Below are 23143 nucleotides of genomic sequence, written 5' to 3'. Positions count from 1 at the left end.
GGGCGCGACCGACTGCCGAGCTCCTGACCGGCCCGAAATGCTAATCCCTCGAGCGCCCGTTCAAGTTTCCGCATGACCGACGCCGAAACCGGCAACTCATCCCGCGAATTAACCGCCTTTCTCGGCTAACAATCACACGCCGGCAGTGACCGGGTGTCGGTAGATGATCGTTTTCCGACACCCCTTAATGCCCCGGTTTCTTTCCGTTGCCTCTCAGGCTCTTCTTACTCCTCGTTGCTGTCGCGGTGGTCGGGATCGCGCAGAGTGCGCCGGCCACCGGCGAGGTCGGGAAGTTGGAAGGAGTAGTGACCGTGGACGTTGATGTGCCGGCGCACGTACGCCGACAGGCGGGCGACATCGGCATCGAGCACCGGGTAGCCCTGTTCCCGCAGCGTGGTCAGGGCGTGGTCAAGGTAGACCGTGTTCCACAACGTCACACAATTCAAGACAAGGCCCAGGGCGCCGAGTTGGTCTTCCTGCCCGTCACGGTACGCCTGGTGGAGCTTGCCCTCCCGGCCGTGGAAGATGTGCCTGGCCAGGGCGTGGCGGCCCTCCTGGAGGTTGCGCAACGCTTTCATTTCCCGGCGGTAGGCCGGGTCATCGACGAAGGTGAGGATGTGGAGGGTTTTGAAGATCCGCCCGTAGTGTGCCACCGCCTCGCCCAGATCAGTCGGTCGTCCGTCGCGTTGCAGGATACGGATCACATCGTGGGCGGAGACCTCGCGGGTGTGGATCGAGGCGGCGATCCGGCAGATGTCCGGCCAGTGCCGACGGACCTTCTCGATGTCGATCTTTCCCCGGGCGGTCCTGTCGAGCCTGCCGTAGTCGGCTGACCGGTTGATCCGCCACAGCTTGGCGTCGGGCAGGTCCGCGAGCACCGGCCGGTAGTCGAATCCCAGCAAGGTGACCAGGCCGAACACGATGTCGGAATAGGAGCCCTGGTCGGTGATCAGCACCTCGGGCCGGTGGCTACCGTCGGGGTTGTAGAGCAGGTCCACGAAGTGAAGGGTGTCCTTCGGCGTGCCCGACACCACCTTGGCCGCCAGCCCGACGGACTGATCGGAGATCATGTTCAGCCAGGTCACGCCCTTCTTTCGGTGGAAGTACTTCGGGTTTGGGCGGGCGTCGACGGAGCGGACCGGCACGATGAACCGGATCCCGTCGACGGCGGCAACCAGCCCGCCGCCCCACTCCTGCGCCAGGTCGCTGGCGCCCTGGGCCTCGATGAGCACCGCGTTGGCTGCGGCGTAGGAGTCCGAGCCGAGGTAGTGCTGGTCGACGTGGGAGAGCCGGTCGCGGGTCAGCGCGGGAGCGTCGGCGATCACCGGTCCGAACCCGATGTTGAGCGCGTGCGCGGTCAGCAGCGCGGCGACCGAGACGTGCAGGTCGGTCAGCCGGGAGGACACGCCTGCTGCGGAGGTGAAGGAGGCGGTGAAGTCCGGGTGCCAGCCCATCACCTCGAGCACCAGTTCGGACAGGTCCACGCGCGGGATCATGCCCGCTACACGGGTGCGCAGGTCTTTCAGGCTGGGCGACTCCTCCAACGCGTCGTCCTTGCCGAGGTGCATCCGGCCGTCGGTGTCCACGGTGATGTCCCCGCCGGCGGTCATCCCGCCGGACACCGTTCGCCACGCCGCATCCAAGGTCCCGGCATGCTCGGCGAGCAGCGAATCGGGCTGCTCCGGCAGCAGCAACGCGCCCAGCGCCGGGCCCTTCGCGTTCTCCCACGCCGGGCCAGATGGCAGCCGGGCCCGGGGATCTGACCAGCGGTCGGAGGTGGCCGCGAAGATGTCGCGGTGCTTGAGCGCGGTGTGGAACTGCTCCAGAACGCAGAACACGTAGGCGTTGCGGTCCACCGTGCCCCCGGGCCTGCCGGCGGGGAACACCAGCTTCTGCCACCAGCCCTTCGGCACCACCGACAGGTCGACCTTGCGGGCATCCAGGTAGCCCTTGGGCACCTTCACCGTCTCCCGCAGGTCCAGCAGATGCGCCAGATCCTGCATCGCCCCCAGGATCTTGTGTGCGTCGGCGGTCGCCGCGAACCCGACTACCTCGCACAGCATCTTGGCGAAGCCGCGCACCGTGGCGTACCGCTCCACGACCGCCTCCCGCCACTGCCCCTCCGGTTCGGCCTGCGGCGGCGGGATGATCTCCCGGATTCCCTCCACCGCCGCAGCGATCTGTGCCCGGGAGCCCACCTGGTGCTCGATCATCGCCCACACCATGCCCAATGGCATCGTCTCACTCGCATCCTCGGCCTCGAGCAGAAGTTCCACCACCGACTGGAGTATCCGGGCGTGCCGGGCGACCATCGGCGCCCGCTTTATGGTGGCCTTCTCCGCGGCCTTGTTTGCCCGCCCGATCAGCTCGTTAGACATGAATACGTCGAACAGTTCCAGGGCATCGTCGGTGGCGCTCACCTCCAGCCACCGCACCGTGGCCAGCAGCGTGGCGATCTTCTTCTCGTACGGCAACCGGTCAAGCTTGGTCGCCGTCTCGTTCCTGCCCTCCTTCGCCAGGGCGATCAACCGCCGCTTGGGCACCCCGGCCACATCCACCTCGCCCAGGTGCATCCCGGCGATCTCCGATACCCGGTTCAGCGCCATGACCATGCCGCGCCCGGTCGTGTTCTTACCCGCCTTGCGCCACATCTCCAACTGCGACCAACGGCTACCCCCGGGCACCTGCAGCAGTTTCTCCAGCTCAAGGGCCTGCCCGCCGGTCACGGCCCGCGCCAGGGCGGCGTACAGCCTGGTTTCGGCCTTTTTACGGACGCTGGCCACCTCGTCCCGTAACGTCGTGACCCCCGGCAGGAGTGCTCTCCGCGCCCGTAGCCATCCCACCGCTGCGTAGAACAGCGGCTTCGGTTGATCACCGGTCGTCCACGCCTGCCCGCCCAACCAGCCGATCAACTCCGCTTCCGCCGAGGCGTAGGAAACGTAACCGTATACCTTGGCGATCTCTGCCTGATGCTCAAACCGTGTCGGCCGCCGCTCCAAGTACCCCTTCACGCACGACGGATCGGCCACCCCGACTTGTCCGGCCACATAATCCACCACCGCAGTCGGTACGTCGAGAGGATCTTCCAGGAACGTGCCCAGGCGCCGGACGGTCACCAACTGGAGACTGAACCCGAGCCGGTTGTGATCACCGCGCCGTTTCGCTACGAGGTCCAGATCGGCGTCGTCCAGGAAGAAGAACCGTTCCAACACCGCCTGTTCCGGGGCCTGCGCCTCGAATCGCCCGTACGAGGCCTCCTCGGCCGCAGTCAAATATTTATGTTTAGCCACACAGGCTCAACGAACCGAGGCAACCATCGTTACCGCCGGAGATCGGCTTAGCGTGACTTTCCCGAGCATTGGTCCTCAAGCCCCGGCTCGACCACCGGTGCAGCGACGGGTCTCGACGGGCTCGACCACGAGTACGACGGCGGCCCGGTTACCTTCTCCAGGAAGGTGACCGGCCGCCGTCGTACTTGTTTAAGGGCTGTTCTAGACCTTGGCGCCGCTGAGCAGTTCGTCGAGCCGCTCGTAGCCCTCGGACATGCCGCCCTCCATGCCGGACTGCGCCATGCCGTCGCGGGCCTCCTGGGTGGGGTAGACGGAGTGGCCCCGGACGCGGGACCGGCCGTTGCCGAGGTCTTCGAAGGTGAGGAACTCGAGGCTGACAACGTCAGGGTAGCCGCCGAATTCGAAGGTCTGGATGGCAAATTCGTTCTCGCGGACGGTGTGATAGACGCCGCTGAATTTGTAAGCGACGCCGTCGGGCCCGGTGTGCAAGTAGCTGTAGCTGCCACCGGTCCGGAAATCGAGATGGTTGATTTCCATCTTCATGCCACGCGGGCCGAGCCACTGGATGACAAGGTCCGGGTCCTTGTGCGCGCGGAAGACGTCCGCAACCGGGAAATCGAATTCGCGGTCGTAGTCGATGAAGGGGAGTCCTTCAGGAATGGTGAGGTTCAGCGGATTGCTCATGATGATTCCTTTAGGTGGTTGCCGCCGGTTGCGGCATTGGATCTGAGCACGGCGTCCAGGCTGCGGAACTGCTCTTCGCGGACCAGCCGGTACTGGTCGATCCACGCTGTGAGAGCCTCCAGCCGTGCGGGATTCAGGTGGACGGGCCGGCGCTGGGCTTCCCTGCTGCGGGTGACGAGCCCTGCCTGCTCGAGGACCTGGATGTGCTTCGAGACTGCCTGTTTGGTGATCGCGAAGGGTTCCGCCAATTCGTTGACTGTGGCCTGCCCGCGGCTGAGCCGGGCGATGATCCGCCGCCGCACGGGGTCGGCCAGGGCCATAAAGGCCGAGTCCAGGGTGCCGTCGTCGGGGTTCATCGTGGTGCAGGCCTTTCTGGATTATTAATCAACTAAATCATTGATCAACCATTTGGTTGTTTAACCATACTCCCGGCCTCGCCGGGGCGGAAGGGCTATCTGGGGATTTTCCTTGCCGATCCTCTCGGAAGTTTGTTAGTATGTCAGGACAAACTTCAGGGAGATGAAAAATGCCGCTGGTACGAATCGATGTTAACCAAGGGCGCAGCGCCGAACAGTTGCAGCGTTTGAGCCGGGGCATACATGATGCCATCCTCGCAGAGTATGCCATCCCGGAGCGCGACTACTTCCACGTTCTCACGGAGCACCCGCAGGGCCAGATTGTCGCCCAGGATGCAGGGCTCGGCTTCGAGCGCACCCCCAACGTGGTGATGATCCAGATCTTTACGCAAGGCGGTCGGAGCCAGGCCGCCAAGCAATCCCTCTTTGCGGCGATCGCCGACCGGCTGGCGGAACTTGATGTTGCCGGTGAGGACGTGTTTATCGGATATGTGGAGAATGCCGCCGGTGACTGGTCGTTCGGCTTCGGGCGGGCGCAGTACGTCACGGGTGAACTGGCCGTCCCCCGGAAGTGATCCCGACGGCGCCAATTCGGCGCCTTGTGCAGGTTGTAAATATGTCAGTACAAACCTTTGACAGGACAATGATTCTAGGGCAAGGTAGTGGTTGTGGCCCCGCTCACGGGGGCCCGGCCAGGAACCCGAGCTCTAGCTCTTGCAGTACAGGGGTATGGAGCTCAAACCAGAAAGGTCCGCGATTACCGTGACCCACGAACTGCTCACGATCGGGCGCATCAGCGTTGATATATACCCGAACGACATCGGGGTGGATCTGGAGGACGTGACGTCCTTCGGAAAGTACCTCGGAGGTTCCCCGTCCAATGTGGCCGTGGCCGCGGCGCGGCATGGCCGCAACGCAGGCGTCATCACGCGCACCGGCGACGACGCCTTCGGAAAATACCTCCACCGTGAACTGCGCAAGTTCAACGTGGACGATACATTCGTTACGCCGGTGAAGGAATGGCCCACCGCGGTGACGTTCTGCGCCATTATGCCGCCGGATGATTTTCCGCTCTACTTTTATGGGCGTTTCCCCACGGCGCCTGACCTGCAGATCAAGGCCGCGGAGCTGGACCTGGTAGCCATCCGCGAGGCCGGGATCTTCTGGTCGACGGTGACTGGTTTGTGCCAGGAGCCCAGCCGCGAGGCCCACCTGGCCGCCCATGCTGCCCGTCCCCGGACCGGTCTCAAGGAAGGCCAGTACACCATCCTGGACCTGGACTACCGGCCCATGTTCTGGGCTTCCGAAGAGGAAGCCCGGGCCGAGGTTGCAAAGATCCTGCCGCACGTCACGGTGGCTATCGGCAACGACAAGGAATGCGCCGTTGCCGTGGGCGAAGGAACCCCTGACGAACAGGCCGACCGGCTGCTGGCCGCCGGCGTCGAGATCGCCGTCGTCAAGCTTGGGCCGGAAGGTGTGATGGCAAAGACCCGCACCGAACGCGTTGTCTCCGCGCCGGTCCCGGTGGAAACCCTCAACGGCCTTGGTGCCGGCGACTCGTTTGGTGGAGCCTTCTGCCACGGACTGCTGTCCGGCTGGCCGCTGGCCCAGGTCCTCGATTACGCCAACGCCGCCGGCGCCATTGTGGCCTCCCGTCTTTCCTGCGCCGACGCCATGCCGACGCCGGAGGAAGTCACCTCGCTGCTGGCCGAACGCGGCCGCCTGGTACCCGCCCTGGCCGGTGCCGCCGCCTCACGCCCGTCCCACACCACAGTTTCCGAAGGAGCAGCGTCTTGAGCGCCAACGATGATCCCCGCCGCTACCAGCACCTGAGCGCCCTCCGGCTCGAAGACCCCGACGCCGTTGCCCGCGCGGCAGCCACCCGCCGGCGCCATCCGGGGCTGAAGTACGGTGTGCAGAACTTCATCGTTGCCGCCGACCACCCCGCCCGCGGAGCCCTCTCCGTGGGGAACGATCCGGTGGCCATGGCGGACCGCCGCGATTTGTTGGACCGCCTGCAGATCGCCCTGGCGAATCCCGCCGTCGACGGTGTCCTCGCGTCCCCGGACATCATGGACGACCTGCTCCTGCTGGGGGCGCTCGAAGGCAAGCTGGTCTTCGGCTCGATGAACCGCGGTGGCCTGGCCGGGCTCGTCAACGAAATCGATGACCGCTTCACCGGCCACACGGCCGCAGCCTTGGAAGCCCTGGGCGCCGACGGCGGCAAGATGCTGACCCGCATCTGCCTCGGCGACCCGGACACCGCCTCCGCCCTGGAAGCCACGGCTCGGGCCGTCAACTCCCTCGCCGCACGCAAGCTGATCGCCATGGTGGAACCGTTCCTCTCGATCTGGCAGAACGGCAAGGTCCGCAACGACCTCAGCCCGGACGGGGTCATCAAGTCCATCGCGATCGCCCAGGGTCTGGGCTCCACGAGCGCCTACACCTGGATGAAGCTGCCCGTAGTGGCCGAGATGGAACGCGTCATGGCGGCCACCACGTTGCCCACCGTGCTCCTCGGCGGGGACCCGGAAGGCACCCAGGACGAGGTCTTCGCCAGCTGGCAGGCCGCCCTGGCCCTGCCCGGCGTCCAGGGCCTCACCGTGGGGCGGACGTTGCTGTACCCGGCCGACGGCGATGTGGCAGGCGCCGTCGCCACCGCCGCCTCGCTGCTCAAGTCGCCGGTGCTGCAGTCATCAGCGAAAGTATCGGAGTAACGTCTCAATGAGTACAGGAACAGCAACACGCAGAATGACAGTCGCCCAGGCCGTCGTCGAGTACCTTTCCAAGCAGTACACGGTGGACCGCATCGGCACCGAGGACTACCGGGAGCGGCTGATTCCGGGGACGTTCGGCATCTTCGGGCACGGGAACGTTGCCGGCGTCGGCCAGGCCCTGAAGCAGTACCAGGCCGCGGACCCGTCCATCATGCCGTACTACCAGGGCCGCAACGAGCAGGCCCAGGTGCACCAGGCCGTGGGCTACGCCCGGCACACCCGCCGCCGCCAGACGTTTGCCATCAGCACCTCCATCGGTCCGGGATCCTCGAACCTCCTCACCGGAGCCGCACTAGCCACCACCAACCGCCTGCCCGTGCTGCTGCTGCCCAGCGACACCTTTGCCACCCGTGCCGCGGACCCGGTCCTGCAGCAGCTCGAGCAGCCCTACGCGTACGACATCACCGTCAACGACGCGTTCCGGCCGCTGTCCAAGTTCTTCGACCGGGTGACCCGCCCGGAGCAGCTGTTCTCGGCGTTCCACCACGGCCTGCGTGTCCTGACGGATCCGGCCGAAACCGGTGCCGTGACCATCTCGCTGCCGCAGGATGTCCAGGCAGAGGCATTCGACGTGCCTGAGGAGTTCCTGGCCGAACGCGAGTGGCGCATCCGCCGTCCCGAGGCCGACGACGAGGACATCCGCCGCGCCGCCGAGGCCATCCGTGCCGCGAAGCGCCCGCTGATCATCGCCGGCGGTGGCGTCCTGTATGCCTACGCCAACGAGGAACTCGCTGCATTCGCTGAGTTGACGGGCATCCCTGTGGGGAACACCCAGGCCGGCGTCGGCGTCCTGCCATGGGACCACAAGTTCTCGCTCGGTGCGATCGGCTCCACAGGGACGACGGCGGCGAATGCCATCGCTGCCGAGGCGGACCTGATCATCGGCATCGGTACCCGCTACGAGGACTTCACCACGGCGTCCCGGACCGCGTTCCAGAACCCGGACGTGCGGTTCATCAACATCAACGTCGCCCCCATCGACGCGTACAAGCACGGCACCTCCCTGCCGATCGTCGCCGATGCCCGCAAGGCCCTGGTCAAGCTGAATCAGGCCCTGGGTGGCTACCGCGTCGGAGCGGACCTGGAAGCGAGGATCGCCGCGGAGAAGAAGCGCTGGGACGCCACCGTTGATGAAGCCTTCGACACCCGCTTCACCCCGCTGCCGGCCCAGAACGAGATCATCGGCGCCACGTCCCGGGCCATGGACGCGGCGGACGTCGTCATCTGCGCCGCAGGCTCCCTGCCCGGTGACCTGCACAAGATGTGGCGCGTCCGGGACCCCTTCGGATACCACGTGGAATACGCGTACTCCTGCATGGGCTACGAAATCCCCGGCGGGCTAGGCGTCAAGCGTGCAGCGCTGGCAGAGGCCGCGCGCGGCGGGGCGCAGCGCGACGTTGTGGTCATGGTGGGGGACGGTTCCTACCTGATGATGCACACCGAACTGGTGACCGCCGTCGCCGAACGGATCAAGCTGATTGTGGTCCTGATCCAGAACCACGGCTACGCCTCCATTGGATCCCTGTCCGAGATGCTGGGTTCGCAGCGGTTCGGCACCCAGTACCGGGCGCTGAACGAGGAGCAGCACAGCTTCGACGAAGGCGAGACCCTGCCGGTGGACCTGGCCCTGAACGCCGAAAGCCTCGGCGTGAAGGTGATCCGGATCGAACCGGGGGAGAAGGTCATTGCCGAACTCGAGCAGGCCATCCGGGACGCCAAGGCCGCGCCTGAACGCAGCGGGCCCATCCTGATCCACGTCGAATCCGATCCGCTGCTGGACGCGCCCAGCTCCGAGTCCTGGTGGGACGTTCCCGTCTCCCAGGTCTCGAACCTCGACTCCACGCAGCAGGCCTTCAAGACCTATACCGACCACAAGAACCGCCAGCGCAAACTGCTCGGTTAGACCCCACAGACCAAAGGAAGTCCAACACCATGTCAACGACGACCGTCACCACCACCATCAACCACTTCATCAACGGGGCAGAGACCGCCGGCGTTGGCACCCGCACCCAGCCGGTCTACAACCCGGCCACGGGCGCCGTCTCCGGCGAGCTGCGGCTGGCCAACCGGGCGGACCTCGATGCCACTGTTGCCGCTGCCCGTGCCGCCGCCGACTCCTGGGGTGACATCTCCCTGGCCAAGCGCACCGCAGTGCTCTTCAAGTTCCGCGAGCTCGTCGCGTCCCATGTTGGCGAGCTCGCCGAGCTGATCACCGCCGAGCACGGCAAGGTCCTCTCCGACGCCAAGGGCGAGATCGGCCGCGGCCTGGAGGTCATCGAGTTCGCCTGCGGCATCCCGCAACTGCTCAAGGGCGACTACTCCGACCAGGTCTCCACCGGCATCGACGTCTTCTCGTTCCGCGAGCCCCTGGGCGTCGTCGCCGGCATCACCCCGTTCAACTTCCCGGTCATGGTGCCGCTGTGGATGGCGCCGATGGCCATCGCCACCGGCAATGCCTTCATCCTCAAGCCCTCCGAGCGGGACCCCTCCGCGTCGATGCTGCTGGCGAAGCTGTGGAAGCAGGCCGGCCTGCCCGACGGCGTCTTCCAGGTCCTGCACGGCGACAAGGAAACCGTCGAGGGTCTCCTGACCCACCCTGACGTGGATGGCATCTCCTTCGTGGGTTCCACCCCGATCGCCCAGTACGTCCACGAGACCGCCACCAAGCACGGCAAGCGCGTCCAGGCCCTGGGCGGCGCGAAGAACCACGCCATCATCATGCCCGACGCCGACCTGGACAACGCGGCAGACCACCTCGCCGCCGCAGCGTTCGGCTCCGCCGGGGAGCGCTGCATGGCCATCTCCGTGGCCGTCGCCGTCGGGGACGCCGCAGACCTGATCGTGAAAAAGGTCGAGGAGCGCGCGCTCGCCGTGAAGGTCAACAACGGCACCGCTCCCGACGCCGAAATGGGCCCGGTCATCACCCCGGACTCCAAGGAACGCATCGTCCGGATCGTCACCGAAGCCGAAGCTGCGGGAGCGGCGATGGTGGTGGACGGCCGCGACCTGGTGGTCCCCGGCCATGAAGACGGCTTCTGGGTCGGCCCCACCGTCCTGGACCACGTCAAGACCGAAATGACCGCCTACACGGAGGAAATCTTCGGCCCCGTCCTCGTCGTGGTCCGGGTGGAGGACCTGGACGCAGGCATCGCCCTGATCAACGCCAACCCCTACGGCAACGGCACCGCCATCTTCACCTCCTCCGGCGCCAACGCCCGCAAGTTCCATCGCTCCGTCAGCGTCGGCATGATCGGCATCAACGTGCCCCTGCCCGTCCCGGTGGCCTACCACTCCTTCGGCGGCTGGAAAGCCTCCCTGTTCGGCGACAAGCACATCTACGGCCCCGAAGGCGTCTCCTTCTACACCCGCGGCAAAGTCATCACGTCACGCTGGCCTGAAGCCAGCCACGCCTCCGGCGCCTCCTACAACTTTCCCTCCCACGCCGACGACAGCCACCAAGTCCGGCACGATGGAATCGCGGAGGGACTCCCTGACGAGCTGGCCGTAGGAGAGGACGCCGTCCCTGGACGGGCCGACGATGCTTCCGAAGGGCGCGGACGGCGGGACTGACCCACGCCCGACCCTACCGGCCCGACAACACAGAAAAGACAACGCTGTCATGACAGACAAAGAGAACAAACTCATCATCGGCACCGCGCCGGACTCCTGGGGCGTCTGGTTCGCCGACGACCCCAAGCAGACCCCGTGGGAACGGTTCCTCGACGAAGTGGCCGAATCCGGCTACAAGTGGATCGAACTGGGCCCCTACGGCTACCTGCCGAACGACCCCACGCGGCTGGCCGAGGAGCTCAAGGCCCGCGATCTGAATGTCACCGCAGGGACGGTCTTCACGGCATTCCACCGCGGCGCCAAGCAATACGACGAAGCCTGGGAGCCAGCCCGCAAGGTGGCCGAACTGACGGCAGCCATGGGCGGCGAGCACATTGTGGTCATTCCCGCCATGTGGCGCGACGATGTCACCGGTGAGGCAGTGGAGAACGGCGAGCTCTCACAGGAACAGTGGGCTGACCTCTTCGCCGGCCACAACCGCATGGGCAAAGTCCTGCTGGAGGACTTCGGCCTGAAGCAGCAGTTCCACTCACACGCCGATTCGCACGTTGGCGCGCAGCAGGACATCGAGACCCTGCTGGCCTCAACGGACCCCGAATACCTGAATCTGTGCCTGGACACCGGCCACGCCGAGTACTGCGGAGCGTCCAGCCTTGAGCTGATCAAGAACTACCCGGACCGCATCGGCTACCTGCACCTGAAGCAGATCAACCCGGACATCCTCAAGAAGGTCAATGCGGAAAACATGACGTGGGCCGCTGCCAACCTGGCCGGCGTCATGACCGAACCGCCCAACGGTCTTCCGGACCTGCGTGCGGTCATCGAGGCGGTCGAAGGACTCAACCGTCCGATCTTCGGCATCGTGGAACAGGACATGTACCCAGTGGCCTTCGACGTCCCGATGCCCATTGCCAAGCGCACCCGCAACTACCTGCTCTCGTGCGGCTCCCGCACCAGGGTCAGCTAGTACCCCCTGATACCTAAAGGACAGAACAATGACTGATACTCTCCGCGTTGCCGTTATCGGCGCGGGCCGCATGGGCGCCGACCACATCAAGCGGCTCAGCACCCGCATCCACGGCGCCGAAGTGGCCGCCGTCGTCGACGTCGACCTCTCCCGGGCGCAGGCCGCCATCGAAGGGATCGACGGCGCCGTGGCCCTGGCCAGCGCCGACGAGGCACTGAACAACGGCGACGTCAACGCCGTGCTGATCGCCACGCCGGGCTTCCTCCACGAGGAAATCTTGTACAAGGCACTGGAGAAGGGCTTCCCGATCCTGTGCGAAAAGCCGCTCACCCCTGACGCCGAAAGTGCGTGGAAAGTTGTCCAGGCCGAAACGGCGCTGGGACACAAGCGCATCCAGGTGGGCTTCATGCGCCGCTTCGACGCCGAATACGCCGCCCTGGGCTCCGTCATCCGCGACGGCGAACTGGGCGAGCTGCTGATGCTCCACCACCAGCACCGCAACCCCACCACGCCTGCCGGCTTCACCAACGAGATGCTGATCAACGACTCCGTGGTCCACGAGTTCGACGCCATCCGCTTCTTCACCGGCGAGGAAATCACCTCCGTGCAGGTCCGCCTGGGCAAGGCCACCCGCAACGCCCCGAGCGGCCAGCACGATCCGCAGCACGTACTGCTCGAAACCGAATCCGGCGTCCTGGCCGACGTCGAGATCTACGTCAACGCCAAGTTCGGCTACGAAGTGGCCACCCAGGCCTCGTTCGAGGACGGCATCGTTAGCATCGGCGGGGACAAAGGACCCTACACCCGCAGCGCCGGCCGCTGGGGCGGGAACGTCACCCCCGGCTTCGAGGAGCGCTTCGGCGCAGCGTACGACGTCGAGGTCCAGGCCTGGGCGGACGCTGCCCGCCGCGGCGAAATCGGCGGCCCCACCGCCTGGGACGGCTACGCCACCGCAGCCTGCTGCGAGGCCGGCGTCGAGGCCCAGAAGTCGGGCGAAAAGGTCAAGGTCCAGCTGAACGCTAAGCCGGACCTCTACAGCTAAAGCCCCGCCCGCTCCCGTAGTTTTTGTCCAGATAATGCGACTTTGAGGCCCTTTCGGCGCATTATCTGGACAAAAACTCAGTTAGATCACTGACTCGTTCACAAAGGAGTGACCATGAAAATCGCCTTGGACCCCACCCCGTTCCACCACAGCCACAGCCTGCTGGAATTTCCGCGCGTGGCCGCCGATCTCGGTTACAAGTACCTGCAGCTGACCCCGCATGCGGACATGATCCCGTTCTACAACCACCCCAAAGCCGACGATGAGCTCGTGGCCCAGATGAACAAGGCCTGCAAGGATGCCGGCGTCGAAATCGCGTCGGTGCTTCCCGTGCTGCGCTGGTCGGGTCCGGACGAGGATGCCCGCGAGGCAGCGGTCCGCTACTGGAAGCGCGCCATCCAAATTGCCGTGGACCTTGGCGTCAGCACCATGAACACCGAATTCAGCGGCCGCCCCGAAAAGGCCGAAGAATCCGAGCGCGCCTTCTACCGCTCCATGGAAGAGCTGCTGCCGATCATCGAGCGTGAAGGCCTGGATGTCCTGATCGACCCCCACCCGGACGACTTCGTCGAAGACGGCCTGGCCGCCATCCGCGTCATCCGTGGCATCAACTCGCCCAACATCGGCATGGTCTACGTTGCCTCGCACTCGTTCCACATGGGCAACAAGCCCCTTGAAATCATGCGGGCAGCGGGGGACAAGCTGCGCCTGGTCCACGTCTCGGACACCATGGACCACCACGCCTCCCACGGCCTGCGCTACATCACGAATCCGCCCGGAAACGCCGTGCGGGTGCACCAGCACCTGAAGATCGGCGACGGCGACGTGAACTGGGACGAGTTCTTCGGCGGGCTCAAGGAAATCGGCTTCCTGGACAAGGACAACACCGTCATGGTGTCCAGTGTCTTCGCCGAAGACGACAACGCCGAGGACGTGTCCCGCTACCAGCTGGAGACAATGCGCAACTACGTCGCTCAGGCCAAGTAGTGGTGGGGAAGACGGACCAAAGCAACGGAACCATGACGAATCCCGGCACAGTCCAATCCGACGCGCCCGGCACCACCAAGCCGAACAACCCGGCCAAACCGGCAAATCCGAAGAAGTTCATGCGGAAGGTGGCGCTCTTCTCCACGTTCGGCGGGCTCCTGTTCGGCTACGACACCGGCGTCATCAACGGCGCCTTGCCGTTTATGCAGCGGGACCTCGGACTGACGCCGCTCACCGAAGGGCTGGTCACGTCCACGCTCCTGTTCGGCGCGGCCTTCGGCGCCATCAGCGCAGGCCGGCTCTCGGACCGCTTCGGCCGGCGTAAGACCATCATGGGACTGGCCCTGATCTTCGTCATGGCCACCATCGCCTGCACCATCTCGCCGAACACGGAGCTGCTCATCGCGGCCCGGACATTCCTGGGCCTGGCCGTGGGCGGCGCCTCCGTGATTGTCCCCGTGTACCTCGCGGAAATGTCCCCGGCGGCCCAACGCGGCCGCATCGTCACCCAAAACGAGCTGATGATCGTCACGGGCCAGTTCCTGGCCTTCACCTTCAATGCAGTACTCGGCAACGCTTTCCCCGAAGAAACGCACGTGTGGCGCTGGATGCTGGTTATCGCCACCCTCCCGGCCGTGGTCCTGTGGTTCGGCATGCTGGTCCTGCCGGAGAGCCCGCGCTGGCTGGCGTCGGCCGGCCGCTTCGGGGCCGTCCTTGAGGTGCTGCGCTCCACCCGCGCCGCCGGCGACGTCTCCGCGGAGTTCGACGAGGTACGGCAGGCAGCCCGGGAGGATTACCAGGCCAGGATGGGCACGTTCAAGGATCTCACCGTTCCGTGGATCCGCAGGATCTTCGTGGTGGGCCTGGGCATGGCGATCATCAACCAGATCAGCGGCGTCAACGCCATCATGTACTACGGGACGTCCATCCTTTCCTCGTCCGGATTCGGCGACCAGGGCGCCTTGATCGCCAACGTCCTCAACGGCGTCACGTCGGTGGCGGCCGTCGTCGTTGGCATGTATCTGATGACGCGGGTGCCCCGCAAGCCCATGCTGATCGTGGGACTGTGCGGCACGGCGTCGTCCCTGACGGCCATCGCGCTCGTCTCCATGCTCCTGCCGGAGAGCACGTTGCGCGGCTACCTAGTGCTGCTGTTCATGGTGACATTCCTGGCTTCCATGCAGGGCTGCATCGGCACTGTCACCTGGCTCACCATGTCCGAGATCTTCCCCATGCACGTCCGCGGCATCGCGATGGGCATCTGCGTCTTTGTGCTTTGGATGATCAACTTCCTGATCGGGTTCTTCTTCCCGCAGATGGTCTCGTGGATCGGGGTTTCGGCGACGTTCTTCATCTTCGTGGCACTGCAGCTGTGTGCCATTGTCTGGGTCAAGCGCGTCGTTCCGGAGACCAAGGATAAGTCCCTGGAGGAGCTCGAGCACCTGTTCAAGCAGCGCTCAGGCGTGTCTGTCTAAGGTGACGCCGCACCCCAAGGTGACGCAAAAACGCCCGACGCCGGCCGGCGTCGGGCGTTTTTACGTCCAGCGGGTGCGGGGCCATGGACGCTCTCTCACTTCCTGCAGGAAAATCCGGATCCCTCTCTCACAAGGTGAGAGAGGGATCCGGGAAAACGCGCAGGAAGTGAGAGAGGGTGCTAGAGCGCGACCACCGCGTTCTCCAGCGCACTGCGGCGGGCCGCATCCAGCACTTCCAGGGTGCGGATTCCTTCGGTTGCCGGTACGGGCTCGGGTCCGTCGCCGCGGACTGCGCGGGCGAACTCTGTATAGAAGCTGGCATAGTTCCCCTGTGCCGAGGCAATGGCCTCGCGGCCGTCCCTCGTGGACAGGGTGCCCCAGTTTTCGGCCGAGTCGATGCCCCACGTTGCCGGTTCCTCGATCGGACGGCGTCCCGACATCAGGGCGTCAGCCTGAACGTCGGCGCCGGAGGCGATGTAGCTGCCCCTGCTGCCATAGGCCCGCAGCTCCCGCGTGGTGGAATGGTTGAGTTTGCTGGCGGACACCGTGGAGACGGTTCCCGACGAATGCGTCATGGTGACAACAAAGCCGCAGTCCGTCCGTTCGCCGAAACGGTCCGTCCAGTCCAGGGTCGCGTGCACGTGGCTCGCCGGTCCGAGCAGCCACAGCATCTGGTCAACCAGGTGGCTGCCCAGGTCCCGCAGGAGTCCACCGCTGGCACCGAGCTCAAGGTTGTCGGCGTTGTCCTGGTCCATGGTCGAATGCACCCGCCACGTCTCACCGAGTTCCCCTGAGGCCAGCACGTTTGCGAGTGTGAGGATATCCGCGTCGCGGCGCCGGTTGTGGTAGACGTTCAGGACAACGCCGGCCCGCGTGGCGGCCTCTGCGAGTTCCCGCGCAGCCGCCGCATTCGGGGCGAAGGGTTTGTCCGCCACAACGTGCACGCCCGCTGTGATGGCTTCCATGACCAGCTCATGGCGGGTGTGCGGCGGCGTAGTGATGGTCACCGCGTCCACGCCGGCGTCGAGCAGCTCGGCAAGGCTCCCATAAACGGGCATCCCCGGGAAATCCGCTTCCGCCTGCGCCCTTTTCGCATCCGTCCGGGCCACAATGCCAACCAGTTCGACTTCCTCGGCCGCTTCAATGAACGGGGCATGAAAATACCTGCCGCCTGCTCCGTAACCGACAATGCCAATACGCATGTTCGTTTCCTTCTCTTTTAGGGATGGCCTGCCTCCGGTCACAGCAAGGGGGCGACGCATATGCGCCGCCCCCTTGCTGTTCACAGGCCTTTGCCTGACGAATTGGATGGCTAAGCCGTCAGGTTCAGCGAAGACCTGAGCGCGGCGTCAGCATCCCGCAGCACCTTGGCCGCCACCTGCAGGCCCTCGATCCGGCCCAGTGAGACGTCCTCGTGCTCGATGTTGACCAGCATCTCCGGGTCTACCTCGTGCAGGGCCCGGAGGAACTCTGTCCAATAGGCGGTGTTATGCCCGCGGCCCAGAGCCACGAAGTCCCAGGCAGAGTTCTTGGGCCACTCGTTGGCCCACTCGTCGCCGCCGAGGTTGGTGCGGTTTTCCTCCGGCGCGAGCCGGCGGAAGCTGTTGTCCAGCACGCCGTACAGCGCAGCGTTTTCGGTGTTAACACGGACATCTTTCGCCGCCGCCTGAAAGACGAGCGGTCCGAGTTCGCGTACGACGGCAACCGGGTCCATCTGCTGCCAGAACAGGTGGGAGGCATCCAGTTCGACGCCGACATGCGTTGCGTTGGTCAGCTCGATCAGCTTGTGGACGTCGGCGGTGTTGAAGACGAGGTTCTGCGGGTGCAGTTCGAGAGCCACCTTGACGCCGTGGTCAGCGGCCAGGCGGTCGGTTTCCTTCCAAAACGCTGCGGCCACGCCCCACTGGTAGTCCAAGACGTCCAATGCTGCCGAGTTCCAGGCGTTGACCACCCAGTTGACGGTGGTGGCTCCGGGCTCTCCGCCGGGCAGGCCGGACATCGTAACTACCCGGTCCTGGCCGAGGCGGCTGGCCAGACGGATGGAGCGACGAATATCTTCGGCGTGCTTCTCGCCGATCTCACGGTTGGGGTGCAGCGGGTTGCCGTTGCAGTTGAGTCCTGCGATGGAAACTCCGGTGCCCTCGAAAAGGGCCAGGTAGTCGTCGCGGGCGGCGTCGCTTTCCAGGATCTGGTCCATGGTGGGGACGTGCACGGCGGGGAGAAAGCCGCCAGTGTTGATCTCGATACCGGTGAGGCCAAGCTCGGCAATGACCTTCAGTGCTTCGGGAAGTGGCCGGTCATGCAGGACTGCGTTGTAGATACCGAGCCTCATAGCGTGATCTTCTTTCCGTTGTTGAGGGCGGATTCGGCCACTGCGCCGAGCAGTTCCATGTTGCGCACGCCTTCGTCGAACGTGGCGCAGCGGGGGAGGGACTCTTCTTCGCTGAGACCGGCGACCTCTTCGAGGAACGCGCGGGCCTGGTAGCCGAAGGCGTCGTTCTGGCCGAAGCCGACTTCGGGGGCGTCCATGGCAAGACCCCCGGCGATGTAGGGGTGCCCCGGGCCGAGGATGACCTGGCGGTAACCGTTCTCGTTGCCGGAACCGTCGTTGAGGAACAGCTGGATCTCGGCCGGGCGGCGCTGGTCAAATTTGGCGGCACCGTTCTCGCAGAACACCTCGAACTGCAGGCTGTTGGCGTGCCCGGCCGCAACCCGGGAGACCTCAAAACTGCCGGCGCCGGTTCCGAACTCCGCGTTGAAGGCTGCGTAGTCGTCGTTCTCGACGGCTTCGAAGGTGTCGCTGACGGCAGCATGGTCGTGGCCCATAACGGCCGCGAGCGGCAGGGGCCGCTTGTCGATCACGGTGCTGAGGCTGCCGCCGGTGATCGACTTGATGTCGCCACAGAGGAACTCGGAAATGTACGTCAGGTGGCTTCCAACATCGGCGAGCGCACCGGAGCCGGGGCCGCCCTTGTAGCGCCAGCTCATGGGAGCGGAGGGGCTGAAGCCGTAATCGGTCCAGTAGCGGCCGCTGAAGTGCAGGACATTACCGAGGACGCCGTTGCGGATCAGGTCCCGGATGTAGGCGATGCCGGGGGTGCGGCGGAACGTGAAGCCAATACGGGCGATCGTTCCGCCGGCCTCGGCCGCGCGGGCTGCCTCGGCCATGGCGCGGGCGTCTGCCAGGGAGTCGCTCAGCGGCTTTTCGCACAGCACGTGCTTGCCGGCCGCGAGCAGGCCCTCCACCACTTCGCGGTGAAGCGAGTTGGCGATGACCACGCTGACGACGTCGATGTCATCGGCTTCGGCGATTGCCTGCCATGACGTGTCGTTGCGTTCGTATCCGAAACGGCGGGCGGCCAACGAGCCGAATTCGGCGTTGACGTCGCCGATCGAGACCAGGCGCACCGGGGGAAGTACCGGGCTGTAGAGGGCAGACGCGGTGCGGTATGCAGCAGCGTGGGCTTTGCCGGCCATGCCTGCACCGATGACGGCGACGCCTAGGCTTTCAGCCATTGATTTCTCCTTTGAAATTCAGCCGCGGCGGGAAGTTCCAACGGCATTTTGTAGCGCTACAATTTAGTGCACTGGATCTGAGCGTATCCATGTATGTATGTCCTGTCAATCAACTGGCGGATATCCTCAAGGGCAGACACGAAAGGCACCTCCGATGACGTTGCACAGCCCCAAGGCACGACGCCCGACGATCTATGACGTGGCGAAGCAGGCGGGCGTCTCGCCGTCGCTGGTTTCACTCGTACTGCAGAATCCCGCGAGGGTGAGCGAGAAGCGCCGCGAAGCCGTCCAGGCGGCCATCTCGGAGCTCGGGTACCGCCCCAGCCGCGCCGCCACTACGCTTGCCAGCAGTCGCACGAAGAGCATTGGGCTGGTGATTGACGACTACCGGAACCTGTGGTTCGTCGATCTGCTGCGGGGGATGGAGTCTGCGCTGACGGAACATGGCTACCAGGTCATGCTGGCTGATTCCCGCCCCGGGGAGAACCGCATCCAGGAAGCTGCCGACGGTTTGCTTGCCATGCACGTTGACGGGCTGGTGATAGCGGCGGAGCCAAGCGCGTCAATGTTGGCTGGGGCGGGGGTTCCGACGGTCGTGGCTGGGTGGCGCGATGGTGTGCCGGCCGGCGCTGATCTGATTACCAACGACGACGACGGTGGCGGCGGCATGGCGGCCAGCCACCTTCTGGGGCTCGGCCACATCCGGATAGGCCACCTTTCCGGATCCGGCGGTGCCGCTGCGCACCGGCGCGCGGGCTTCCTCAGCCGGCTCCGGGAGTCCGGCGCCGAACTTCGGATTGCGGGGGAGTCGGGCGGCACGTCCGAGGAGGATGGCTACGCCTCGACGTGCTGGCTGCTGGACCACTATCCGGACACCACTGCCATCTTCGCCGCCAATGACACCATGGCCTTGGGTGCCTTGGGTGCCATCAAGGCGCGCGGGCTTGCGGTCCCGGCGGACATCTCCGTGATCGGATACGACAATTCAACCCTGGCAAAGTCGCGGTATCTGGAGCTGACCTCAGTAGACAACCGAAGCGATCTGGTGGGCGTGGATGTGGCCAAGGCGCTGCTTGCACGCATTCGCGACGCCGCGGTTGGCCCGCAACGCAAGCTGATTGAGCCGGCCCTGGTTGTTCGCGGGACCACGGCGCGGCCGGCATTTTAGGGCGGCCGCAGTAGGCTCCTAACGTAAAAACATCCTAATGTCAGGACAAACTATTGACATTCGTGAGTTGAATCACCATGATCGAGGTAGACAGTGCTCCGGCAGTTGCAGAGTGGCAGCCCGGACCCTGAGATCAAAGGAGATTAACGTGGCTAATTTTTCTTGGCGCAAGGCGGCTCTCGTGGCGGCAGTTGTTCCCATGATGGCACTCAGCGCCTGCTCCAGCACGGGCGGGAAGCCGGTTGAGGGCGGCGGCGCCGCCGGCGGCGGTCAGGTGGCCACCACAGACCGCATGAAGGTGGCTCTCATCACCCACGCCGCGGCAGGCGACACCTTCTGGGACATAGTCCGCAAGGGTGCCGAGGAGGCTTCAGCGAAAGACAACGTGGAACTGCTCTACACCAGTGACCCGGAGGCCGGACGCCAGGCCCAGCTCGTCCAGCAGGCCATCGATCAGAAAGTCGACGGCATCGCCGTTACCCTCGCAACCCCGGAGGCCCTGAAGGACGTCCTGAAGAAGGCCACCGATGCCGGCATTCCGGTGGTCAGCCTCAACGCCGGCGAGTCCGTGTCGGCGCAGCTCGGCGCATTTACGCACTTCGGCTCGAATGAGCAGCTTGCCGGCCAGGCGGTGGGCACCAAGCTCGCCGAACAGGGCTTCAAGCACCCGGTCTGCGTCATTCAGCAGCAGGGCCACGTTGGCCTTGAAGCACGGTGCGCAGGCGTCAAGGCCAAGGTTCCGGGTGCGGAGATTCTCTACGTCGACGGCAAGGACATGACCGGCGTCCAGTCCACCGCCACCGCGAAGCTCCAGGCAGCCAAGGATGCAGACGTCATCATTGGCCTCGGCGCACCGATCACCCTCACGCTGCTCAAGTCCGTCGCGGACGCCGGCAGCTCTGCGAAGGTTGCCAGCTTCGACCTGAACGCAGAGCTCGCCCAGAAGATCGTGGATGGTGACGTGATCTTCACCGTGGACCAGCAGCCGTGGGCCCAGGGCTACATGTCGGTCGACTCGCTGTGGCAGGCCAAGCGTGGCGGCTTCAAGCTTGGCGGCGGCCAGCCGGTCTTGACCGGTCCCACCATCGTTGACCAGTCCAACGCTTCCGACGTTCTCAAATTCGCCCAGCAGGGCGTCCGCTAGATCCGGGACTCAGGCCGTGCGGCGGGCAACCGCCGCACGGCCTGACCAACAAGGAGTTCTTCCTATGGCAAAAACAGCAACCCTGCCCCCGGCACCGGCTTCAGCAGCCGGGCCACGTGGCGATGAGAGAATTGGGCGGCGGAACCCGCTCCAGACGCTCCTGGGCCGTCCCGAAGTCGGCGCGCTCGTAGGAGCGGTGGTCCTGTTCGTCTTCTTCGCGTTGGTTTCCCCGACGTTTACCCAGCCCAATGCCTTGGCGACCATTCTGTACGGCAGTTCCACGATCGGCATCATGGCGGTGGGGGTTTCCTTGCTGATGATCGGCGGGGAGTTCGATCTTTCCACCGGTGTCGCGGTGATCTCATCGGCACTGACGGCGTCGATGTTCAGCTGGTACTTCAGCACGAATATCTGGGTCGGGGTTCTCCTGGCCCTGGTGGTCTCCGTGGGCATCGGTTATATCAATGGCTGGATTTTGATGAAGACCAAGCTGCCCAGCTTTATCGTCACCCTGGCCACGTTCCTTATGCTGACCGGCCTGAACCTGGGCCTGACCCGGCTGATCGGCGGCTCCGTGTCGTCGCCGTCGATCTCCAGCATGGACGGCTTCGCCTCCGCCCGCGCGGTGTTCGCGTCCTCGGTCTCCATTGGCGGCATCGATGTCAAGATCACGGTGTTCATCTGGATCGCGCTGGTCGCCGTGGCCACCTGGGTGCTGATGCGGACCCGGGTGGGGAACTGGATCTTCGCCGTCGGCGGGGACGAGAATGCGGCCCGCGCCGTGGGTGTGCCGGTCAAGGCCACGAAGATCGGATTGTTCATGGGCGTGGGCTTCTGCGGCTGGATCCTGGGCATGCACAACCTCTTCGCTTTCGATACGGTGCAGTCCGGTGAGGGTGTGGGCAACGAGTTCCTGTACATCATCGCCGCGGTGATCGGCGGGTGCCTCCTGACCGGCGGCTATGGTTCGGCGGTGGGCGGCGCGATCGGCGCGTTCATCTTCGGCATGGCCAACAAGGGCATCGTCTATGCCCAGTGGAACCCCGACTGGTTCAAGTTCTTCCTGGGCCTGATGCTGCTGCTGGCCACCATCATCAACCTCATCGTCAAGCGCCGCGCGGAACTCAAGTAAAGGGGCCGGAGAAATGAACGCCAAAGAGATCGACCAACAGACCCTGCTCAAGGATGAAAAAGATCCCCTCACCCACACCCCCGTCCACTTGCTCTCCCTCGACGGAGTAGGCAAGCACTACGGCAACATCATCGCCCTCTCCGATGTGACCATGGCCGTGGACAACGGCCGTGTCACCTGCGTACTGGGCGATAACGGTGCGGGCAAGTCCACCCTGATCAAGATCATCGCCGGACTGCACCAGCACGACGCCGGGGTGCTGAACATCATGGGCGAGGAACGGAAGTTTGGTTCGCCCCGTGACGCCCTTGACGTGGGCATCGCCACCGTCTACCAGGACCTCGCGGTGGTGCCCCTGATGCCCATCTGGCGGAACTTCTTCCTCGGTTCGGAGCTGACCAGCGGTTTCGGCCCGTTCAAAAGCATGGACGTCGAGAAGATGAAGGCCATCACGCTCAAGGAACTTGCCGAGATGGGCATCGACCTCCGCGACGTGGAACAGCCCATCGGCCAGCTGTCCGGCGGTGAGCGCCAGTGTGTCGCGATCGCCCGCGCCGTGTACTTCGGCGCAAAGGTCCTGATCCTGGACGAACCGACGGCGGCGCTGGGCGTCAAGCAGTCCGGCGTCGTGCTCCGCTACATCCTGCAGGCTCGCGACCGGGGACTCGGCGTCATCTTCATCACGCACAACCCGCACCACGCCTTCCCTGTCGGGGACCGGTTCCTCCTGCTCAAGCGCGGCAAGTCGATCGGCTACTACGACAAGAAGGACATCACCCTGGACGAGCTCACCGCCCAGATGGCCGGCGGTGCGGAACTGGCGGAACTCGCCCACGAGCTCGAGCAGCTCGGCGGACACGGCGACGTGGTCAAGGAAGTGCAGGCAGAGGTCGCTGACGTTACTCACAACCGAGAGACGTCAACGGAAAGCAGCCCCCGGCACGTGTAACAGGACCGAGGCGGGGCCCGCCGGAAAACCGGACGGGCCCCGCCCGCCGTGCCACGGCGCGAAGGTCACGGCAAAGATAGCGAAAA

Annotated in this window: 18 protein-coding genes and 1 pseudogene; 13 read left to right on the top strand and 6 right to left on the bottom strand. The window is 65.0% G+C overall.

From position 1 onward, the window contains the following. Positions 1 to 224: 224 nt before the first annotated feature. The 3 genes from ACX80M_RS17765 to ACX80M_RS17755 form a co-directional block, all read right to left on the bottom strand. Positions 225 to 3272: a Tn3 family transposase gene (locus ACX80M_RS17765; RefSeq protein ID WP_459310088.1), complete on the bottom strand. Its 3048-nt coding sequence runs from the start codon at positions 3270 to 3272 to the stop codon at positions 225 to 227. Between the two features lie 219 nt (positions 3273 to 3491). After that, complete coding sequence (locus tag ACX80M_RS17760; RefSeq protein WP_252599419.1) at positions 3492 to 3974, bottom strand: SRPBCC family protein; 483 nt, start codon at positions 3972 to 3974, stop codon at positions 3492 to 3494. Next, positions 3971 to 4330 (bottom strand): ArsR/SmtB family transcription factor, encoded by a 360-nt coding sequence (locus tag ACX80M_RS17755; RefSeq protein WP_252599418.1) that lies wholly within the window; start codon positions 4328 to 4330, stop codon positions 3971 to 3973. The genes ACX80M_RS17760 and ACX80M_RS17755 overlap by 4 nt, the downstream gene beginning before the upstream one ends. Positions 4331 to 4500: 170 nt before the next feature. Between ACX80M_RS17755 and ACX80M_RS17750 the strand changes: the two genes are divergently transcribed. The 9 genes and pseudogenes from ACX80M_RS17750 to ACX80M_RS17710 all read left to right on the top strand — a co-directional run bounded on the left by ACX80M_RS17750 (position 4501) and on the right by ACX80M_RS17710 (position 15148). Beyond that, positions 4501 to 4905 (top strand): tautomerase family protein, encoded by a 405-nt coding sequence (locus ACX80M_RS17750; protein WP_252599417.1) that lies wholly within the window; start codon positions 4501 to 4503, stop codon positions 4903 to 4905. A gap of 187 nt (positions 4906 to 5092) precedes the next feature. Then, positions 5093 to 6127 (top strand): 5-dehydro-2-deoxygluconokinase, encoded by a 1035-nt coding sequence (gene iolC, locus ACX80M_RS17745; RefSeq protein WP_058932781.1) that lies wholly within the window; start codon positions 5093 to 5095, stop codon positions 6125 to 6127. Next, entirely contained in the window at positions 6124 to 7047 is a 924-nt protein-coding gene (locus ACX80M_RS17740; RefSeq protein WP_252599416.1) for a Cgl0159 family (beta/alpha)8-fold protein, read from the top strand. Before iolC ends, ACX80M_RS17740 begins: the two co-directional genes overlap by 4 nt. Positions 7048 to 7081: 34 nt before the next feature. Further along, positions 7082 to 9010, top strand: a complete 1929-nt coding sequence (gene iolD, locus ACX80M_RS17735; protein WP_252599415.1) for a 3D-(3,5/4)-trihydroxycyclohexane-1,2-dione acylhydrolase (decyclizing) — start codon at positions 7082 to 7084, stop codon at positions 9008 to 9010. A gap of 29 nt (positions 9011 to 9039) precedes the next feature. Beyond that, positions 9040 to 10548, top strand: a pseudogene (locus ACX80M_RS17730) (CoA-acylating methylmalonate-semialdehyde dehydrogenase); the annotation flags it as partial. Between the two features lie 178 nt (positions 10549 to 10726). Further along, on the top strand, positions 10727 to 11644 hold the full coding sequence (locus ACX80M_RS17725) for a sugar phosphate isomerase/epimerase family protein (RefSeq protein WP_459310087.1): 918 nt from the start codon (positions 10727 to 10729) through the stop codon (positions 11642 to 11644). A gap of 28 nt (positions 11645 to 11672) precedes the next feature. Continuing rightward, positions 11673 to 12686, top strand: a complete 1014-nt coding sequence (locus tag ACX80M_RS17720; RefSeq protein ID WP_252563952.1) for a Gfo/Idh/MocA family protein — start codon at positions 11673 to 11675, stop codon at positions 12684 to 12686. 114 nt (positions 12687 to 12800) lie between these two features. Next, on the top strand, positions 12801 to 13673 hold the full coding sequence (locus ACX80M_RS17715) for a sugar phosphate isomerase/epimerase family protein (RefSeq protein ID WP_058929940.1): 873 nt from the start codon (positions 12801 to 12803) through the stop codon (positions 13671 to 13673). Between the two features lie 32 nt (positions 13674 to 13705). After that, on the top strand, positions 13706 to 15148 hold the full coding sequence (locus tag ACX80M_RS17710; RefSeq protein ID WP_252599412.1) for a sugar porter family MFS transporter: 1443 nt from the start codon (positions 13706 to 13708) through the stop codon (positions 15146 to 15148). 179 nt (positions 15149 to 15327) lie between these two features. Here ACX80M_RS17710 and ACX80M_RS17705 read toward each other — a convergent pair whose 3' ends face one another. The 3 genes from ACX80M_RS17705 to ACX80M_RS17695 all read right to left on the bottom strand — a co-directional run bounded on the left by ACX80M_RS17705 (position 15328) and on the right by ACX80M_RS17695 (position 18664). After that, positions 15328 to 16350 (bottom strand): Gfo/Idh/MocA family protein, encoded by a 1023-nt coding sequence (locus tag ACX80M_RS17705; RefSeq protein WP_252599411.1) that lies wholly within the window; start codon positions 16348 to 16350, stop codon positions 15328 to 15330. Between the two features lie 110 nt (positions 16351 to 16460). Beyond that, entirely contained in the window at positions 16461 to 17480 is a 1020-nt protein-coding gene (locus ACX80M_RS17700) for a sugar phosphate isomerase/epimerase family protein (protein ID WP_252563947.1), read from the bottom strand. Beyond that, positions 17477 to 18664 (bottom strand): Gfo/Idh/MocA family protein, encoded by a 1188-nt coding sequence (locus ACX80M_RS17695; RefSeq protein WP_252563944.1) that lies wholly within the window; start codon positions 18662 to 18664, stop codon positions 17477 to 17479. Before ACX80M_RS17695 ends, ACX80M_RS17700 begins: the two co-directional genes overlap by 4 nt. A 154-nt stretch (positions 18665 to 18818) precedes the next feature. Between ACX80M_RS17695 and ACX80M_RS17690 the strand changes: the two genes are divergently transcribed. The 4 genes from ACX80M_RS17690 (at position 18819) to ACX80M_RS17675 (ending at position 23057) form a co-directional block, all read left to right on the top strand. Beyond that, positions 18819 to 19832 (top strand): LacI family DNA-binding transcriptional regulator, encoded by a 1014-nt coding sequence (locus ACX80M_RS17690; RefSeq protein ID WP_252608902.1) that lies wholly within the window; start codon positions 18819 to 18821, stop codon positions 19830 to 19832. Between the two features lie 148 nt (positions 19833 to 19980). After that, positions 19981 to 20976, top strand: a complete 996-nt coding sequence (locus ACX80M_RS17685) for a substrate-binding domain-containing protein (RefSeq protein WP_205630641.1) — start codon at positions 19981 to 19983, stop codon at positions 20974 to 20976. A gap of 64 nt (positions 20977 to 21040) precedes the next feature. Continuing rightward, a complete protein-coding gene (locus ACX80M_RS17680) occupies positions 21041 to 22108 on the top strand; it encodes an ABC transporter permease (protein WP_058929934.1) in 1068 nt (355 codons plus the stop codon). Between the two features lie 13 nt (positions 22109 to 22121). Next, positions 22122 to 23057, top strand: coding sequence for an ATP-binding cassette domain-containing protein (locus ACX80M_RS17675; RefSeq protein WP_058929933.1), 936 nt, complete (start codon positions 22122 to 22124; stop codon positions 23055 to 23057). Positions 23058 to 23143: the final 86 nt, after the last annotated feature.

The sequence above is a fragment of the Pseudarthrobacter sp. MDT1-22 genome (assembly GCF_054511035.1).
The sequence above is the reverse complement of the archived record's forward strand: the minus strand, read 5'-3'. Positions and strand labels throughout refer to the sequence as shown.

What these genes read in the sequence shown, in the direction of transcription:
- ACX80M_RS17760 (WP_252599419.1), bottom strand. Translation starts at nt 3,974, where the DNA reads ATGAGCAATCCGCTGAACCTCACCATTCCTGAAGGACTCCCCTTCATC.
- ACX80M_RS17755 (WP_252599418.1), bottom strand. Translation starts at nt 4,330, where the DNA reads ATGAACCCCGACGACGGCACCCTGGACTCGGCCTTTATGGCCCTGGCC.
- ACX80M_RS17750 (WP_252599417.1), top strand. Translation starts at nt 4,501, where the DNA reads ATGCCGCTGGTACGAATCGATGTTAACCAAGGGCGCAGCGCCGAACAG.
- iolD (WP_252599415.1), top strand. Translation starts at nt 7,082, where the DNA reads ATGACAGTCGCCCAGGCCGTCGTCGAGTACCTTTCCAAGCAGTACACG.
- ACX80M_RS17725 (WP_459310087.1), top strand. Translation starts at nt 10,727, where the DNA reads ATGACAGACAAAGAGAACAAACTCATCATCGGCACCGCGCCGGACTCC.
- ACX80M_RS17720 (WP_252563952.1), top strand. Translation starts at nt 11,673, where the DNA reads ATGACTGATACTCTCCGCGTTGCCGTTATCGGCGCGGGCCGCATGGGC.
- ACX80M_RS17715 (WP_058929940.1), top strand. Translation starts at nt 12,801, where the DNA reads ATGAAAATCGCCTTGGACCCCACCCCGTTCCACCACAGCCACAGCCTG.
- ACX80M_RS17710 (WP_252599412.1), top strand. Translation starts at nt 13,706, where the DNA reads ATGACGAATCCCGGCACAGTCCAATCCGACGCGCCCGGCACCACCAAG.
- ACX80M_RS17705 (WP_252599411.1), bottom strand. Translation starts at nt 16,350, where the DNA reads ATGCGTATTGGCATTGTCGGTTACGGAGCAGGCGGCAGGTATTTTCAT.
- ACX80M_RS17700 (WP_252563947.1), bottom strand. Translation starts at nt 17,480, where the DNA reads ATGAGGCTCGGTATCTACAACGCAGTCCTGCATGACCGGCCACTTCCC.
- ACX80M_RS17695 (WP_252563944.1), bottom strand. Translation starts at nt 18,664, where the DNA reads ATGGCTGAAAGCCTAGGCGTCGCCGTCATCGGTGCAGGCATGGCCGGC.
- ACX80M_RS17690 (WP_252608902.1), top strand. Translation starts at nt 18,819, where the DNA reads ATGACGTTGCACAGCCCCAAGGCACGACGCCCGACGATCTATGACGTG.
- ACX80M_RS17680 (WP_058929934.1), top strand. Translation starts at nt 21,041, where the DNA reads ATGGCAAAAACAGCAACCCTGCCCCCGGCACCGGCTTCAGCAGCCGGG.
- ACX80M_RS17675 (WP_058929933.1), top strand. Translation starts at nt 22,122, where the DNA reads ATGAACGCCAAAGAGATCGACCAACAGACCCTGCTCAAGGATGAAAAA.